The following is a 16,004-nucleotide window of genomic DNA, read 5'->3' as shown; positions in this document are numbered from 1 at the left end:
CATCCCGAACAGGATCGTGAAACGCCTTAGCGCCGATGATAGTGTGGCATTCGCCATGTGAAAGTAGGACACCGCCAGACGCCCCATACGACAAAGCCCAGCTCACACGAGCTGGGCTTTGTGCTTTGCGCCGCCGAATGCGCGAAACCCGCCCCGACAGACCCTGCCGGGGCTTTGGCGTTTAGGGGGCTAGTCGTCCTCGTTCTGCCATTCGATACGTGCGCCCAGGCTGGCCAGGTTTTCGACGAAGCGCGGATGCGCGCGGCGGATGGGCGTGGCGTTTAGGATGCGCGAACTGCCCGGGATGCTGGACGCGATCATCAACAGCGCGATGGCGACGCGGATGATGTAGGGGCTGTCGACTTCGGCCGGCGTCAGCGGCTTGCCGCCGAAGATCACCACGCGGTGCGGGTCCGACTGGAAGGCGTGGGCGCCGAACTTGCCCAGCTCCGAAGTCCAACCCAGCGCGCCGTCATATACCTTGTTCCAGAACAGCATATTGCCTTCGGCCTTGACGCCCAGCGCGATGAAGATAGGCAACAAGTCCACCGGCAGATAGGGCCAGGGCGCGGCTTCGATCTTGGGCAGGATGTTCGGAGTGAATGGTTCGACGACTTTCAGCTTGTCGAAACGGGCGCGTGACCAGCCGTCGGCATGCTCGATATGGATGCCGAACTTGGCGAAGGTGCGGTCGATCAGCGGGAAGAATTCCGGCGCCCCATTCTTTACCTGAATATCGCCGCCGGTGATGGCGGACAGCGCCAGGAAAGTCACGACTTCATGGAAGTCTTCGACAAAGCTGAAATCCACGCCGCTCAATTGCTCCACGCCGTCGATGGTCAGGCGCGAGGTGCCTATGCCTTCTATGCGCGCGCCCATTGCCGTCATGAAACGGCAGAACTCCTGCACATGCGGCTCGGATGCGGCATTGGTCAAGGTGGCGCTGCCGCTAGCCAAGGCCGCGCACATCACGAAGTTTTCCGTGGTGGTGACCGAGGCGTAGTCCGGCCAGTGATCGAAGGCCTTGAGCCCTGATGCGGCATTGACGCGGATGCGGCCAGGCAGGCGGCTGACCGTCGCGCCAAAGCCGCTGAAGACGTCGATATGCGGGTCGATCTCGCGCACGCCCAAGGTGCAGCCCTGCACGTCGTTTTCTATCCTGGCCTCGCCGAAGCGGGCCAGCAGCGGCGGCACCAGCATGATGGATGAGCGCATCTCTTCCGGCAGATGGTCGTGCTCGGCGTCAAAGCGCGCGCCGGCGTGGCAAAGCGTCAAGGTGCCGCTGGCCAGCTCGCCGTCGATGCGGCTGCCCAGCGAGCGGAATAGCGCCAGGATCTTGCGCACGTCGGTGATGTCCGGCACGCCGCGCAGCGTGACCGGCTCCGTGGTCAGCAGCGTGGCACACAGAATCGGCAGGACGGCGTTCTTGTTGGACGACGGGGTGATACGGCCGCGCAATGGCGCGCCGCCATGGACGAGAAGGTGAGGCATGAGCGTATTGTGGTTTCGGTCAAAACGCCATTCTATGCCTGCCCGCATGACGAGTGGCCGGCCTTGTGTGTCGCTTGTGTGCCAGTCTGCGGCGAAACGTGAAAAGGCCATCGCGAGGATGGCCTTGGGAACGGCGCAAGTGCCGGCAGCTTAGCGATCCAGCCCGCCCAGCAGCACGTATTTGATTTCCAGATAGTCTTCGATGCCGTACTTGGAGCCCTCGCGGCCCAGGCCGGATTGCTTGACGCCGCCGAATGGCGCCGCCTCATTGGACAGCAGGCCGCTGTTGACCGCTACCATGCCGTATTCCAAGCCTTCGGACACGCGGAAGATGCGGCCGATGTCGCGGGCGTAGAAGTAGCTGGCCAGGCCGAACTCGGTGTCGTTGGCCAGGCGGATGGCTTCTTCTTCGGTCTTGAAGCGGAACAGCGGTGCCAGCGGGCCGAAGGTTTCCTCGCGCGCCACTTTCATATGGCTGCTGACGTTGCCGATCAGCGTCGGCTCGAAGAAGGTGTGGCCCAGCGCATGGCGCTTGCCGCCGGCGATCAGGGTGCCGCCTTTGGACAGCGCGTCGGCGATGTGTTCTTCCACCTTGGCTACCGCGTTGTGGTCGATCAGCGGCCCCTGGGTGACGCCGGCTTCCAGGCCGTTGCCGACCTTGAGCGTGGCCACTGCGGCGGCGAATTTCTCGGCGAAGGCATCGTAGACGCCGTCCTGCACGTAAATGCGGTTGGCGCAGACGCAGGTCTGGCCGGCGTTGCGGTACTTGGAAATCAGCGCGCCTTCCACCGCGGCGTCCAGATCGGCGTCGTCGAACACGATGAAGGGCGCGTTGCCGCCCAGCTCCATCGATACCTTCTTCACCGTGCCGGCGCATTGGGCGATCAGTTTGCGGCCCACTTCGGTGGAGCCGGTGAACGAGAACTTCTTCACCGTGTCGCTGCCGGTCAGCACCGCGCCGATTTCGCTGGAGCCGCCAGTGATGACGGAAAACACGCCGGGCGGGATGCCGGCGCGCTCGGCCAGCTCGGCCAGGGCCAGCGCCGACAGCGGCGTCTGGCTGGCCGGGCGGACCACCATGGTGCAGCCGGCGGCCAGCGCCGGCGCGGCCTTGCGGGTGATCATGGCACTGGGGAAGTTCCACGGCGTGATGGCGGCTGTGACGCCGATCGGCTCCTTGGTCACCAGCACGCGGCGGTCAAGGGCAGGCCCCGGCACGATGTCGCCGTAGATGCGCTTGGCCTCCTCGGCGTACCACTCGATATAGCTGGCGCCGTAGGCGATCTCGCCCTTGGCCTCGGCCAGCGGCTTGCCCTGCTCGGAGGTCAGGATAATGGCCAGGTCCTGCTGGTGCGCCATGATCAGGTCGAACCAGCGGCGCAGGATGGCGGCGCGCTCCTTGGCGCTCTTGGCTTTCCAGGCCGGGAAGGCGCGCGCGGCGGCGGCCACCGCGCGCTCGGCTTCGGCCGCGCCCATCTTGGGCACCCTGGCGATCTGTTCGCCGGTGGCGGGGTTATGCACAGCGATGTGCTGGCCGCCATCGGCATCCAGCCATTTGCCGCCCAAATAGCATTGCTGGCGCAGCAGCGTCGGGTCTTGCAGATTCAACATAGTGTTGTCCTTGTGCGGATGCGGGGGGCTGTGGCCCGCTGGCCCTCCCGCGTCCTGGGGGAGGGCCGCATCGCGAATCGGTTGGGGTCAGGCTTTCAGCGCCGCTTCCAGTTTGCTCAGCGCCTCGGCGAAGACTTCGTCTTCGATCGTCAGCGGGAACAGGAAGCGCACCACATTGGCGTAGATGCCGCAGGTCAGCAGAATCAGGCCATTGGCCAGCGCGTGCTGTTGCACCTTCTTGGCGAAATCGGCATCCGGGGTGTGGCTGCCGGGTTGATTGAATTCCACGGCGACCATCGCGCCCAGGCCGCGCACTTCGGCGATGTGCGGCACGGCGGACTTCAGGCTGTTCAGCTTTTCCTTCAGCGCATCGCCCAGGCGCTGGGCGCGCTCGGTCAGCTTTTCGCTTTCGATCACGTCCAGCACCGCCAGGGCGGCGGCTACCGCCAGCGGGTTGCCGGCATAGGTGCCGCCCAGGCCGCCGGGGGCCGGCGCGTCCATGATGTCGGCGCGGCCGGTGACCGCCGACAGCGGGAAGCCGCCAGCCAGCGATTTGGCCATGGTGATCAGGTCCGGCGCCACGCCGAAGTGTTCGCTGGCCAACAGCTTGCCGGTGCGGGCGAAGCCGGATTGCACTTCGTCGGCGATCAAGAGGATGCCATGGCGGTCGCACAGCTCGCGCAGCGCCTTCACCCATTCGGCCGGGGCGGCGTAGAAGCCGCCTTCGCCCTGGACCGGTTCATAGATGATGGCGGCGACGCGGGCCGGATCGATATCGTATTTGAACAGCTTTTCGATGGCGGTCAGCGAGTCCTGCACCGAGACGCCGTGCAGGGCGTTCGGATACGGCGCGTGGTAGACATCGCTGGGGAAGGGGCCGAAGCCCAGCTTGTACGGCGCCACCTTGCCGGTCAGCGCCATGCCCATCAGCGTGCGGCCATGGAAGGCGCCGCCAAAGGCGAGGATGCCGGGGCGGCCGGTGTAGGCGCGGGCGATCTTCACCGCGTTTTCCACGGCTTCCGCGCCGGTGGTGAACAAGGCGGTTTTTTTGGCGTAGCTGCCAGGCGTCAGCGCGTTCAGTTTTTCCGCCAGGCTGATATAGGACTCGTATGGCACCACCTGGTAGCAGGTATGGCTGAAGCGCGACAGCTGCTCCGCCACGGCGGCTTCCACTTTGGGATGCAGGTGGCCGGTATTCAGCACGCCGATGCCGCCGGCGAAATCGATGTAGCGTCGGCCTTCGCTATCCCAGATTTCCGCGTTCTTGGCCCGTTCGGCGATGAAACTGCACATCACACCCACGCCGCGCGGGGTGGCGTCGGCCTTGCGTTGCATCAGTTGCTGCTGGCTCATGGAAGTCTCCTCGGGGCCGGGCGATCGTGGCGCCGCCGCGGCGGGTCGATATGGCGCTGGCGGAAGCCGGCGCGGCAACGAGTCATTCTATGAGTGTGTTTAGCAAAAAGCTACGCGGAGTGTAAAAAATTAAACGCCTGTGGCGCGGACGGCACAGGCGTTGGCAAAGCCATGGCGTGATCAGCGGACGATCAGCCGGTTGACGTCGGCCAGCACTTGCGGCTCCAGTTGGCCGGCCGCCTGGGCCAGGGCCAGGCGTGCGGTCAGGTAGCTGTATTTGGCGTTGGCCAGGCTGGTCAGCGCAGTGTAGTAGGACTGTTCGGCCTGCAGCAGGTCGATGTTGGTGCGGATGCCCACTTCCTTGCCCATGCGGGTGGACTCTACCTTGCTCTTGGCCGAAATCAGCAGCTGCTGCTGAGCCCGCACCAGCGCCGCGCCGTTGGTCACGCCGAGGAAGGCTTTGCGCACGTCTTCCTTCACCTGGCGGCGGGTCGATTCCAGCTGGTCGCGGGCGGCGTCCTCCAGAGCCAATGCCTCGCGCACCTGGGAGTTGATGCCGCCGCCGGCAAACAAAGGCACATTGACAGTGACGCCGATATTGCTGCCGCGGGTATGCGGATAGTTGCCGTACTGGTTGCTGATCTGGTCGCTGTAGCCGGCATTGAGGGTGACGGTGGGCAGGTGGTTGCCCTTTTTTTCGATCGCGCTTTGGTGAGCCAGGTCCATGTTCTGTTGCGCGGTCTTGATCTTCAGGCTGTTCTGCAAGGCCATGTCGATCCAGGCTTCCAGGCCGGCCGGCTTGGGCGGGTCCAGCGGCAGCTGATCGCGCACGGTCTGGATGCCGGCCGGGTCCAGGCCGGTCAGCCGTTTCAGATTGTTCTGCGCCAGTTCCAGATTGTTGGCGTCGCTGATTTCCTGCGCCACGGCGCCATCGTAGCCGGCTTGCGCTTCATTGGTGTCGGTGATGGTGGCGGTGCCGACTTCGAACGCGGTCTTGGCCTGCTGCAGCAGGTTCAGATAGGTTTTCTTGCTGGCGCGGGTGGCGGCCAGTGTGTCCTGGGCGCGCAGCACGTCGAAGTAGGCTTGGGCGATGTCCAGAATCAGCTGCTGCTCGGCGGCGTCGAAGGTGGTGTCGGCCAGTTCGGTGCTGAGTTTGCCCTTCTTGTAGCCGGTGTACTTGCCGACATCGAACAAGGGCTGTTGCAGGTTCAAGCCGTAGCCATGGTTTTCATAGCCGCTGTTGCTGACCACATTGCCGTAGGCATCGACAATATTCGAAGGCTGCATCGGGTTGTTGTAGCTGTAGGTGCCGGTGGCGCTGACCTGCGGCAGCAACTGGCTGCGTCCCTGCACCAGCTTTTCCTGCCCGGCGTCGCGCTGGGCGCGCGAGACGGCGAAATCGGCGTTGTAGTCGCGGGCGGCTTGCCAGGCGCCGACCAGATCAAAGGCCTGGCTGGGGAGGGAGGCGCCCAGCAGCAGCAGGGCGGCGGGCAGGGTCAAGTTGTTCTTCTTCATCAGATTGCTCATTTTTTTGTTCGTTATTCCGACTGCGCGGCGGCAGGTCGTTCTTCATCTCGCGACACGCGGAACCATTGAGCGTACAGGGCCGGCAGGAACAGCAGCGTCAACACGGTGGCGACCAGCAGGCCTCCCATGATGGCGACCGCCATGGGGCCCCAGAAGGTGCTGCGAGTCAGTGGGACCATGGCCAGGATGGCGGCCAATGCTGTCAGCATTATGGGCCTAAAACGACGCACGGTGGAACCGATGATGGCCTCGAAGCGGCCTATGCCGTCACGGATGTCATGTTCGATCTGATCCACCAGGATCACCGAATTGCGCATGATCATGCCGGAAAGGGCGATCACGCCCAGCATGGCCACAAAGCCGAAAGGCGCGTGGAACAAGATCAGCGTGACCGTGACGCCTATCATGCCCAACGGCGCGGTCAGCACCACCATCAGCGTGCGCTGGAAACTGTGCAGCTGCAGCATCAGGAGTGTCAGAACTACAACAATCATCAGCGGCGCGACGGCAGCGATGGCGCGTTGGGATTTGCCGCTCGATTCCAGCACCCCGCCGGTTTCGATGTGGTAGCCCAGCGGCAGCGTGCGTTCCAGGGCCAGTATCTGCGGCTGCAGCTGAGTGGATACATCCGCGCCCTGCACGCCGTCCACCACATCGGCGTTGACGGTGATGGCCGGCAGCCGGTTGCGGCGCCAGATGATGCCTTCTTCCGGCTCGTAATGGATATGGCCGATCTGCGATACCGGCACGAAGCGGCCGCTGCCGGTCTGGATCATCAAATTGCCCAGCGCGGCGACATCTTTCTGTTCGCCCGGATTCAGGCGCGCCACGATGGCGATGCTCTGATTGCCTTCGCGATAGGCGCTGACGGCGGAGCCGGAGATCAGCATCTGCAGTTGCTGCGACAGCTGCTGCGAGCTGAGGCCGAGCGCGGCGGCCTTGTCCTGGTCGATGGCTATGCGCAGCGCCTTCACCTGTTCGCCCCAGTTCTGGTTGACGCGCAGCGCGGCCGGGTGCTTGCGCACCAGGGCCTCTACCCGGTCGGCGATCTGGCGTACTTGCTCATGATCCGGCCCCATCACGCGGAATTGCACCGGATAGCCTACCGGCGGACCGTTTTCCAGCCGGGTGACGCGGCCGCGGACCAAGGGGAAGTCGTTGTCGAAAATCTTCTCCAGGCGTTGTTTGACTGCCTCGCGCAGGTGCTCGTCGCGCGTCATCACCATCAGCTGGGCATAGTTGATGTGCTGTTGCTGCTGGTCCAGCGGCAGATAGAAGCGCGGGCTGCCGCTGCCGACATAGCTGGTGACGCTGATCACGTTGGGATCGGCCTTGGCCAGTTTCTCCATCTTTTCCACCTGCGCCAGTGTGGCCTGGTAGCTGGCGCCGCGCGGCAGCCACATGTCCACCATCAGCTCCGGGCGGTTTGATGAGGGGAAGAACTGCTGGGCGACAAACAGCTTGAATGCCAGCAGCGAGACGACAAAGGCGGCCAGGGTGGCGGCGATCACCGTCTTGCGGTGGTCCAGGCACCATTCCACCGTGCGGCGGAAGCGCTGGTAGAACGGCTTCTGGTAGACGTCATGCTCGCCGTCATGATGCGGTTTGGCCGGCAGCAGCACATAGCCCAGATACGGCGTGAACACCACGGCGACGATCCACGACAGCACCAGGGCGATGCCCACCACCGCGAACAGGCTGAACACGTATTCGCCGGCCATGGACTTGGCCAGCCCCACCGGCAGGAAGGTGGCGGCGGTGATCAGCGTGCCGGTCAGCATGGGGAAGGCGGTGCTGGTGTAGGCGAAGGTGGCGGCCTGGAACTTGCTCCAGCCTTGTTCCAGTTTCAGCGCCATCATCTCCACCGCGATGATGGCGTCGTCCACCAACAGGCCCAGCGCGATGATCAGCGAACCCAGCGAGATCCGCTGCAGGTCGATGTTGAAGAAGTACATGGCGAGGAAGGTCATCGCCAGCACCAGCGGGATGGACAGCGCCACCACCACGCCGGTGCGCAGGCCCAGGCTGAAGAAACTGACCGCCAGCACGATCACCACCGCCTCCACCAGCGAGCGCATGAATTCGCCGACGGCGTCATGCACCACCTTGGGCTGGTCCGACACGGCGTGGATTTCCACGCCCAGCGGCAGCTTGCCCTTGATGTGGGCGATGGTCTGGTCCAGGTTGCCGCCCAGCTTCAGCACGTCGCCGCCGCTCTTCATGCTGATGGCCAGCGCCAGCACCGGCTTGCCGTTGAAGCGCACGCTGCTGGTCGGCGGATCGATGTAGCCGCGCGAGACGGTGGCGATGTCGCCCAGGCGGAAGGTCTTGCCGCCGGCGCTGACCGGCGTGGCGGCGACGGCCGCCACCGAATCGAACTTGCCGGTGGGGCGCACCCAGATGCGGTCGCTGGCGGTTTCGTAGGTGCCGGCCGGCGTCATCGCGTTCTGTTCCTGCAAGGCCTGCCAGATGGTCCGGCTGTCCAGGCCCAGGCTGGCCAGCTTGGCGCTGGACAGATCGACATGGATTTGCTGGTCCTGTCGGCCCAGCACCTGCACCTTGGCCACGTCCGGCACGCGCAGCAGTTCTTGCTTGGCCGATTCGACATAGCGGCGCAGCTCCTCGTAGCTGAAGCCGTCGCCGCTGAAGGCGTAGATGTTGCCGAAGGTGTCGCCGAACTCGTCATTGAAGAACGGCCCCTGGGCGCCGGCGGGCAGGGTGTAGGCGATGTCGCCTAGCTTCTTGCGCACCTGATACCACAGCTGCGGCACGTTCTTGGGCGGCACGTCCTCGCGCAGCGACACCACCAGCACGGTCTCGCCGGGCTTGGTGTAGCTTTGCACGTAGTCGATCTCGCCCATCTCCTGCAGTTTTTCCTCCAGCTTGTCGGTGACCTGCTGCTCCATCTCCTCGGTGCTGGCGCCGGGCCAGTTGGCCTGCACCAGCATGGCCTTGAAGGTGAATTCCGGGTCTTCCTTCTGGCCCAGCTGGGTGTAGGCCCAGGCGCCGGCCAGCATCAGGATCACCATCAGGTAGCGGACCAGCGGCTGGTGGCGCAGCGCCCATTCGGACAGGTTGAGTTTTTTCATCGCCATGTCCTCATCGGTCCAGCAGTTTCACGCGCTGCTGCTCGTGCAGGAGATGCACGCCGGCGGTGACGACCTTGTCGCCGGCGCGCACGCCGGAGGCGATGACGGCGTTGTCGCTGTCGATGGCCGCAACCTTAACCGGCTTGCGGCTCACGCGCAGGGTCTTGTCGTCTATCGTCCACACGTAATGCTTGCCTTGCAGGTCCAGCAGCGCGCTTAGCGGCAGCCGCAGCTGATGGCTGGCCTGCGCCGGCAGGGCCACGTCGGCGGTCATGCCCAGCTGCAGGCCGCGGCTGTCGCCGGACAGGGCGATCCGCGCCGGATAGGTGCGGGTCACCGGGTCGGCGTCGGCCGCCAGTTCGCGCAGCTTGCCTTCCAGCGGCGCGCCGCCCTTCCACAGCGTCACGCGGAAGCTGCCGGCCTTGCGCACCGCTTCCAGCGCGTTTTCCGGTACCTGGATCGCCACTTCGCGCGAGCCGTCCTGCGACAGCTTGGCCACCGGCTGGCCGGCGGCCACCACCAGGCCCGGCTCGGCCTGCATCTGGCTGACGACGCCGTCGGCGTCGGCGGTCAGCGTGGCGTAGACGGTCTGGTTGCGGCTGGCCGACAGCGCGGCGCGCGCCTGATTGACCTTGGCCTGGGCGGCGTTGACGCCGTTGATCTGCGCGTCTACCTGGGCCTGGCTGATGAATTGCTTGGCCAGCAGTTCGCGATAGCGTTTCAGATTCAGCTGCTGCTGGGCGAGGTCGGATTCGGCCGCGGCCAGCTGCGCCTGCTTGGCCGCCAGGTCGAGCTGGTAGTCGTTGGGGTCCAGCCGCGCCAGCGGCTGGCCTTTTTTGACGCGCTCGCCGCTATTGACCAATTTGGCCACCACTTTGCCGGGCACGCGGAAGGCGAGCTGGGTTTCGTTGCGGGCGCGGATTTCGCCGGAATAGCTGCTGCCGCTCAAAGCGGCGGCGTCGCCGGCCACGATGTAACGCACCGGGCGGATGTCTTCCGGCGCGCTGGCTTTTTCCTGGCAGGCGCTGAGCGCGAGCGCGCCGAGCAGCGCCAGGCTGACGGTGATGGTTTTCTTCATGATGGCAAGTCCTGGGAAACGGGGTATTGCAGGCCCTGCAAAGTGAGCCGCAGCGCGCTCTGCAGGAAGCCCAATGGATCGCGGGTGATGCTGTCGCAGCACCCCGGCACTTGGCCGAAGGAGTGGCTGAGAATCATCGTCATCAGCATCGGCGCCGTCAGCATGTCGATGACGTGTTCGAGATTCGCGGGCCGGAACTCGCCGCGATCCATGCCGCGCTGCACGATGTGGCCCAGCAATTGGCGGGCCGGTTTGATGACTTCTTCGTAATAGAACCGGGCCAGCTCCGGGAAATTGGTGGCCTCCGCGGCCATCAGCTTGCATAGCCCGGCCGAGCGGGTGGCGCCGATATGGGTCCACCAGTCTTCCAGCGCCGCGTGCAGCAGCTGGCTGCCGCTGGCGTCCTGCAGTTGCTCCAGCTGCGCGCTCATCGCCTGCATCCGGGCGACGATGGTTTCACGCACCACCGCCTTGAAGATTTCTTCCTTGTTCTGGAAGTACAGATACGGCGTGCCCTTGGTCACCCCCGCGGCCTGGGCGATGTCTTCCATCTTGGTGGCGCGGTAGCCCTTGTCGACGAATAGCGTCAGCGCGGCATCGAGGATTTCGCTGGGGCGCGCGTCCTTCTTGCGCTGCCAGCGGCTGTTGCCGGATTCTCCCATTGTCTTCTTTCTGAATTTTGGTTCAGTAATGGCGGCACTGTAGGCGCGAACCGGATCGTCTGTAAATTAATAAATTACAATTCAGCAAGTGGCGTGATTAAAATGCAACACCGTAATCCGAATCGACAGTCAGCCGTTAAGTGCTGGAGAAACACGCCCCGCTACAAGGAGAGAGAAAGTGGCAATCGACGCAGCCGATAAGGCGAACATCCTGGCCGAGGCCCTGCCGTACATCCGTCAGTTCACCGGCAAGACCATCGTGATCAAGTACGGCGGCAACGCCATGACGGACGACGCGTTGAAGGAAGGCTTCGCCAAGGACGTGGTGCTGCTGAAGCTGGTCGGCATGAACCCGGTAGTGGTGCATGGCGGCGGCCCGCAGATCAATGATCTGCTGGCGCGCGTCGGCAAGCAGGGCGAGTTCATCCAGGGCATGCGCGTGACCGACGCCGAAACCATGGAAGTGGTGGAAATGGTGCTGGGCGGGCTGGTCAACAAGGAAATCGTGTCGCTGATCAACAAGCACGGCGGCAAGGCCGTGGGCGTCACCGGCAAGGATGGCCATTTCATCCGCGCCCGCAAGTTGTTCCTGAAGGCCGAGGGCGAGGAGGCGATCGATATCGGCCAGGTGGGCGAGATCGAGTCCATCGATCCGTCGCTGGTGTCGCTGCTGGACAGCCAGGACTTCATCCCGGTGGTGGCGCCCATCGGCGTCGGCATGGACGGCGAAGCCTACAACATCAATGCCGATCTGGTGGCCGGCAAGCTGGCCGAAACCTTGAAAGCGGAAAAGCTGGTGCTGATGACCAACACGCCGGGCGTGCTGGACAAGAGCGGCCAGTTGCTGACCGGCCTGACCGCGCAGCGCATCGACGAGCTGTTTGCCGACGGCACCATCTCCGGCGGCATGCTGCCCAAGATCAGCTCGGCGCTGGACGCCGCCAAGAGCGGCGTCAACACCGTCCACATCATCGATGGCCGCGTCAAGCACGCCTTGCTGCTGGAAATCCTCACCGCCGCCGGCGTGGGCACGATGATCCGCGCCTGATGGCGTTTTGTAGCGGCGACCCACAGTGAGCTATATTGATGGCATGCCACGGCGCATGCCGTCATGCGGCGCGCGATGGCTCCACAGTGCACAAGGGGAGGCAGCATGCAAACCGTAAGACAACTGCTGGACAGCAAACCGAGTCGGTCGCTGGTGTACGTCAGTCCGGACAGCACCGTGTTCCAGGCGCTGCAGGTGATGGCGGAAAGCGATATCGGCGCGGTGCTGGTGATGGAGTCCGGCGACATCGTCGGCATTTTTTCGGAGCGCGATTACGCCCGGCGCATCGTATTGCAGGGGCGCACCTCGGCCGGCACCAAGGTGCGCGACATCATGACCAGCCGCGTGGTCTACGTCACGCCGCAGCAAACGCTGGACCAGTGCATGGCGCTGATGACGGAGAAGCGCATCCGCCACCTGCCGGTGCTGGAGGATCAGACGGTGCTGGGCATCCTGTCCATCGGCGATCTGGTGCGGGCCACCATAGAAGAGCAGGAGCAGGTGATCAATCATCTGGTCCATTACATCCAGTCTGCCTGAATGATCCCGCTCACGCCATGCCGACGGCCCGCATATTGCGGGCCGATGTTTTTCTACGCCTGAACCGGGGACAGACGCTGGCGCAACGCCAGCAGCGCCGGCGCCACCCGCTGGCGCATGGCGGCTTCGTCGAAGGCGAAGGCGGGGCCGCTGGCGTTCAGCGCCATGGCCGGTTGCCCCGGCAGCAGGGCCGGCAAATGCACCCCCACCGCCATCACGTCCGGCTCGTATTCTCCAAACGACGCCGAATAACCCAGGGCCTGGTAGTCGGCGCAGGCCTGACGCAGCCGTGTTTCCAGCAGCGGCCAGCCGGCGCCGTATCTTTCTGCCAGCAGCGGCAGCACCGCCTGCTGCTCCGGCTGGGGCAGACCGGCGAAATACGCGCGGCCGATGGCGGTCGTGGCCAGCGGCACCCGTGAGCCGGCGCTGAGCTGCACCGACACCCGCGCCTGGCTGCGGCAGGTTTCCAGATACACCATGTCGCTGCCGTCGCGCAGCGCCAGGCTGATCGATACATTGTTGTTCAATGCGAACTCGCGCATCAAAGGCGCGGCGGCCGAGCGCAGGTCGTAGCCGGCCAGCGCCGTCGTCCCCAGCGCCAGCAGCGCCAGCCCAAGCCGGTATGGTCCGCCATCGCCCTCCGGCTGCAGATAACCCAGCCGAGTCAGCGTGTAGCTCAGCCGCGATACCGTGGACTTGGGCAGGCCGGTGCGGCGCGCCAGCTCCTGGTTGGACAGCGCGCCCTCTCCGGGGCGAAACGCCGCCAGCACTTCCAGTCCGCGCGCCAGGGCGGTGACGAATTGGCGGTCTACTTGCTGTTGCATCCTGTTCCTCATCATGGCAACGGTTTTGCCACATGACGGATAAATCGCTTTACAAGCCCGTGGCAGAGTGTTTAGTCTATTTTGCATGGTGAAATTTAATTCCGCAATGCGGAACATGTGGGAGAGGTCAGATGGCAGCATCCACGCAGCGCGCAGCGTTCAGTTGGGAAGATCCCCTGCTGTTGCAGGAACAGTTGAGCGATGAGGAAAGGCTGGTGCAGCAGAGCGCGCACGAGTATTGCCAGGAGCGGCTGCTGCCGCGCGTCTTGACGGCCAACCGCGAGGAGCGCTTCGACCGCGAGATCATCAACGAGATGGGCGAACTGGGCTTGCTGGGCTGCACCATCGAGGGCTATGGCTGCGCCGGCCTGTCGCATGTGGCCTACGGCCTGGTGGCGCGCGAAGTGGAGCGCGTCGATTCCGGCTACCGTTCGGCGATGAGCGTGCAGTCGTCCCTGGTGATGCATCCGATCTGGGCTTACGGCTCCGAAGCGCAGAAAGACAAATATCTGCCCAAGCTGGCCAGCGGCGAGTGGCTGGGGTGTTTCGGCCTGACCGAGCCCGACTCCGGCTCCGACCCGGCCAGCATGAAGACCCGCGCCCGCAAGGTGGACGGCGGCTATTTGCTGTCCGGCAGCAAAATGTGGATCACCAACAGTCCGGAAGCCGATGTGTTTGTGGTGTGGGCCAAGGATGACGAGGGCGAAATCCGCGGCTTCATCCTGGAGAAGGGCATGAAGGGCCTGTCCGCGCCCAAGATACACGGCAAGTTCTCGCTCAGGGCATCGATCACCGGCGAGATCGTGATGGACGACGTGCTGGTGTCGGAAGCGCAGCTGCTGCCCGGCGTCTCCGGGCTGAAGGGGCCGTTCGGCTGCCTGAACAAGGCGCGCTACGGCATCGCCTGGGGCGCGATGGGCGCAGCGGAGTTCTGCTGGCACGCCGCGCGCCAGTACACGCTGGACCGCCAGCAGTTTGGCCGGCCGCTGGCCGCCAATCAGCTGATCCAGCTGAAGCTGGCCAATATGCAGACCGAGATCGCGCTGGGTCTGCAGGCCGCGCTGCGCGTGGGGCGGCTGATGGACGAGGGCCGCGCCGCGCCGGAAATGATCTCGCTGATCAAGCGCAATAATTGCGGCAAGGCGTTGGACATCGCCCGCGTCGCCCGCGACATGCACGGCGGCAACGGCATCAGCGACGAATTCCATGTGATCCGCCACGTGATGAATCTGGAGGCGGTCAACACTTATGAGGGCACGCACGATGTGCATGCCCTGATTCTGGGCCGAGCCCAGACCGGTATTCAGGCATTTGCCTGATAAGCCGGCGCGGTCGGATGGCCGGCTGCGCCGTTGATTCCTGTCTGTCCTTTGTGGGCCCGGCTTGCCGGGCCGCTTTTTTTCTACTGGGCATTGCGCAATGGGTCAGAAACGCTGTCTGGAATAACTGCGCTTGCTACACTGAATTGCCCGAGCGACATAAATAGGTCGCAAGCGGGTGGCATCATCGAAATCCTGAAATGGGGAGGAAGTCGCGATGGCTGGAGCGTTGGCGGGTATCAAGGTGGTGGATCTGAGCCGGGTGCTGGCGGGGCCATGGGCCAGCCAACTGCTGGCGGACCTGGGCGCGGAAGTTATCAAGATCGAAAAGCCGGGCAGCGGCGATGACACGCGGCAATGGTCGCCGCCCAGTCTGCCGGACGGGCGAGCGGCTTATTATCTGTGCGCCAATCGCGGCAAGCGTTCGCTGACGGTGGACATCACGCAGTCGGATGGCCAGGAGATCATCCGCCGGCTGGCGGCAGACGCCGATGTGGTGCTGGAAAACTACAAAGTGGGCGGTTTGAAGAAGTACGGCCTGGACTACGACAGCTTGAAGGCGATCAATCCCAAGCTGGTGTATTGCTCGATCACCGGCTTCGGCCAAACCGGTCCTTATGCCAGTTATGCCGGCTACGACTACATCGTGCAGGGCATGTCCGGCCTGATGAGCATCACCGGCCCGGCCGATGGCGAGCCGCACAAGGTGGGCGTGGCGGTGTCCGATCTGTTTACCGGCCTGTATGCTGCCAACGCGGTGCAAGCCGCGCTGATCGCCCGCGAGCGCACCGGCGCGGGCCAGCATATCGACATGGCGCTGTTCGACTGCTCGCTGGCCATGCTGGCCAATGTGGCGTCCAACTGGCTGGTGGGGCGGACGGTGCCGCCGCGGCTGGGCAATGCCCACGCCAATATCGTGCCGTATCAGGTGTTCTCCGCGTCCGACGGCCATTTCATCTTGGCTTGCGGCAACGACAAACAGTTCGTCGATGTATGCCGCATCATCGGCCAGCCGCAGTGGGCGCGCGACGCGCGCTTCGTCACCAACCCGCAGCGCGTCGCCAACCGTTTGCATCTGGTGTCGCTGCTGGCGATGGCCTTCCGTCATCACGGGCGGGATTATTGGCTGGAGCGGCTGGACAAGGCCGGCGTGCCGTGCGGGCCGATCAACGATGTGGCCGAGGCCTTCGAAGATCCGCAGACCCAGGCGCGAGGCATGGAGCTGACGATGACCGACGCCGAGGGGCGGCAAGTTCCCATGGTAGGGTGTCCGATCAAACTATCGGGCACGCCGGTCGAGTACAATCTAGCCCCGCCCGATCTGGGCGAACATACTGAGCAGATCTTGCGCGCGTTGGGTTACGTGGATTCGGACATTGTCGCATTGCGCAACAATGGCACCGTTTAAACGCTTGTTTGATTTTGACGTCTTGCCGTCTTCATAGCATGATGTCAATCAAAT

At 64.2% G+C, this 16,004-nt stretch carries 12 protein-coding genes; 4 read left to right on the top strand and 8 right to left on the bottom strand.

Translation table 11 applies throughout. From position 1 onward, the window contains the following. Positions 1-189 precede the first annotated feature (189 nt). The 7 genes from JHD59_RS13515 to JHD59_RS13485 all read right to left on the bottom strand — a co-directional run bounded on the left by JHD59_RS13515 (position 190) and on the right by JHD59_RS13485 (position 10,811). A complete protein-coding gene (locus JHD59_RS13515; RefSeq protein WP_199154626.1) occupies positions 190-1,491 on the bottom strand; it encodes a UDP-N-acetylglucosamine 1-carboxyvinyltransferase in 1,302 nt (433 codons plus the stop codon). Between the two features lie 150 nt (positions 1,492-1,641). After that, complete coding sequence (gabD, locus tag JHD59_RS13510; protein WP_199154625.1) at positions 1,642-3,102, bottom strand: NADP-dependent succinate-semialdehyde dehydrogenase; 1,461 nt, start codon at positions 3,100-3,102, stop codon at positions 1,642-1,644. Positions 3,103-3,189: 87 nt separating this feature from the next. Continuing rightward, entirely contained in the window at positions 3,190-4,455 is a 1,266-nt protein-coding gene (gene gabT / locus JHD59_RS13505) for a 4-aminobutyrate--2-oxoglutarate transaminase (protein WP_199154624.1), read from the bottom strand. A 180-nt stretch (positions 4,456-4,635) separates the two neighbouring features. Continuing rightward, positions 4,636-5,970, bottom strand: a complete 1,335-nt coding sequence (locus JHD59_RS13500) for a TolC family outer membrane protein (RefSeq protein ID WP_199154623.1) — start codon at positions 5,968-5,970, stop codon at positions 4,636-4,638. A 23-nt stretch (positions 5,971-5,993) separates the two neighbouring features. Continuing rightward, a complete protein-coding gene (locus tag JHD59_RS13495) occupies positions 5,994-9,071 on the bottom strand; it encodes an efflux RND transporter permease subunit (RefSeq protein WP_199154622.1) in 3,078 nt (1,025 codons plus the stop codon). A 10-nt stretch (positions 9,072-9,081) separates the two neighbouring features. Next, entirely contained in the window at positions 9,082-10,149 is a 1,068-nt protein-coding gene (locus tag JHD59_RS13490; protein WP_199154621.1) for an efflux RND transporter periplasmic adaptor subunit, read from the bottom strand. Continuing rightward, complete coding sequence (locus tag JHD59_RS13485) at positions 10,146-10,811, bottom strand: TetR/AcrR family transcriptional regulator (protein WP_199154620.1); 666 nt, start codon at positions 10,809-10,811, stop codon at positions 10,146-10,148. The genes JHD59_RS13490 and JHD59_RS13485 overlap by 4 nt, the downstream gene beginning before the upstream one ends. Positions 10,812-10,989: 178 nt before the next feature. Here JHD59_RS13485 and argB point away from each other — a divergent pair, with 178 nt between their 5' ends. Both argB and JHD59_RS13475 read left to right on the top strand, forming a co-directional pair. Next, complete coding sequence (gene argB / locus JHD59_RS13480) at positions 10,990-11,859, top strand: acetylglutamate kinase (protein ID WP_103320657.1); 870 nt, start codon at positions 10,990-10,992, stop codon at positions 11,857-11,859. A gap of 105 nt (positions 11,860-11,964) precedes the next feature. Next, the gene (locus tag JHD59_RS13475) at positions 11,965-12,399 is read left to right on the top strand and encodes a CBS domain-containing protein (protein ID WP_199154619.1); all 435 of its coding nucleotides are present in this window, start codon (positions 11,965-11,967) and stop codon (positions 12,397-12,399) included. Positions 12,400-12,452: 53 nt separating this feature from the next. Here JHD59_RS13475 and JHD59_RS13470 read toward each other — a convergent pair whose 3' ends face one another. Further along, entirely contained in the window at positions 12,453-13,223 is a 771-nt protein-coding gene (locus JHD59_RS13470; protein ID WP_199154618.1) for an IclR family transcriptional regulator, read from the bottom strand. A gap of 131 nt (positions 13,224-13,354) precedes the next feature. Here JHD59_RS13470 and JHD59_RS13465 point away from each other — a divergent pair, with 131 nt between their 5' ends. Further along, entirely contained in the window at positions 13,355-14,542 is a 1,188-nt protein-coding gene (locus tag JHD59_RS13465; protein WP_199154617.1) for an acyl-CoA dehydrogenase, read from the top strand. Positions 14,543-14,759: 217 nt separating this feature from the next. Next, positions 14,760-15,950: a CaiB/BaiF CoA-transferase family protein gene (locus JHD59_RS13460; protein WP_199154616.1), complete on the top strand. Its 1,191-nt coding sequence runs from the start codon at positions 14,760-14,762 to the stop codon at positions 15,948-15,950. The last annotated feature ends 54 nt before the right edge of the window (positions 15,951-16,004 follow it).

The organism is Chromobacterium sp. ASV23 (assembly GCF_016428945.1).
In the GTDB taxonomy this organism is placed as follows: Bacteria; Pseudomonadota; Gammaproteobacteria; order Burkholderiales; family Chromobacteriaceae; genus Chromobacterium; species Chromobacterium sinusclupearum.
This window is presented reverse-complemented; position numbering and strand designations above follow the sequence as displayed.

Coding starts and splice junctions, on each gene's coding strand:
- gabT (WP_199154624.1), bottom strand. CDS start 4,455: ATGAGCCAGCAGCAACTGATGCAACGCAAGGCCGACGCCACCCCGCGC.
- JHD59_RS13495 (WP_199154622.1), bottom strand. CDS start 9,071: ATGAAAAAACTCAACCTGTCCGAATGGGCGCTGCGCCACCAGCCGCTG.
- JHD59_RS13465 (WP_199154617.1), top strand. CDS start 13,355: ATGGCAGCATCCACGCAGCGCGCAGCGTTCAGTTGGGAAGATCCCCTG.
- JHD59_RS13515 (WP_199154626.1), bottom strand. CDS start 1,491: ATGCCTCACCTTCTCGTCCATGGCGGCGCGCCATTGCGCGGCCGTATC.
- JHD59_RS13500 (WP_199154623.1), bottom strand. CDS start 5,970: ATGAAGAAGAACAACTTGACCCTGCCCGCCGCCCTGCTGCTGCTGGGC.
- JHD59_RS13485 (WP_199154620.1), bottom strand. CDS start 10,811: ATGGGAGAATCCGGCAACAGCCGCTGGCAGCGCAAGAAGGACGCGCGC.
- JHD59_RS13475 (WP_199154619.1), top strand. CDS start 11,965: ATGCAAACCGTAAGACAACTGCTGGACAGCAAACCGAGTCGGTCGCTG.
- JHD59_RS13470 (WP_199154618.1), bottom strand. CDS start 13,223: ATGCAACAGCAAGTAGACCGCCAATTCGTCACCGCCCTGGCGCGCGGA.
- JHD59_RS13460 (WP_199154616.1), top strand. CDS start 14,760: ATGGCTGGAGCGTTGGCGGGTATCAAGGTGGTGGATCTGAGCCGGGTG.
- JHD59_RS13490 (WP_199154621.1), bottom strand. CDS start 10,149: ATGAAGAAAACCATCACCGTCAGCCTGGCGCTGCTCGGCGCGCTCGCG.
- gabD (WP_199154625.1), bottom strand. CDS start 3,102: ATGTTGAATCTGCAAGACCCGACGCTGCTGCGCCAGCAATGCTATTTG.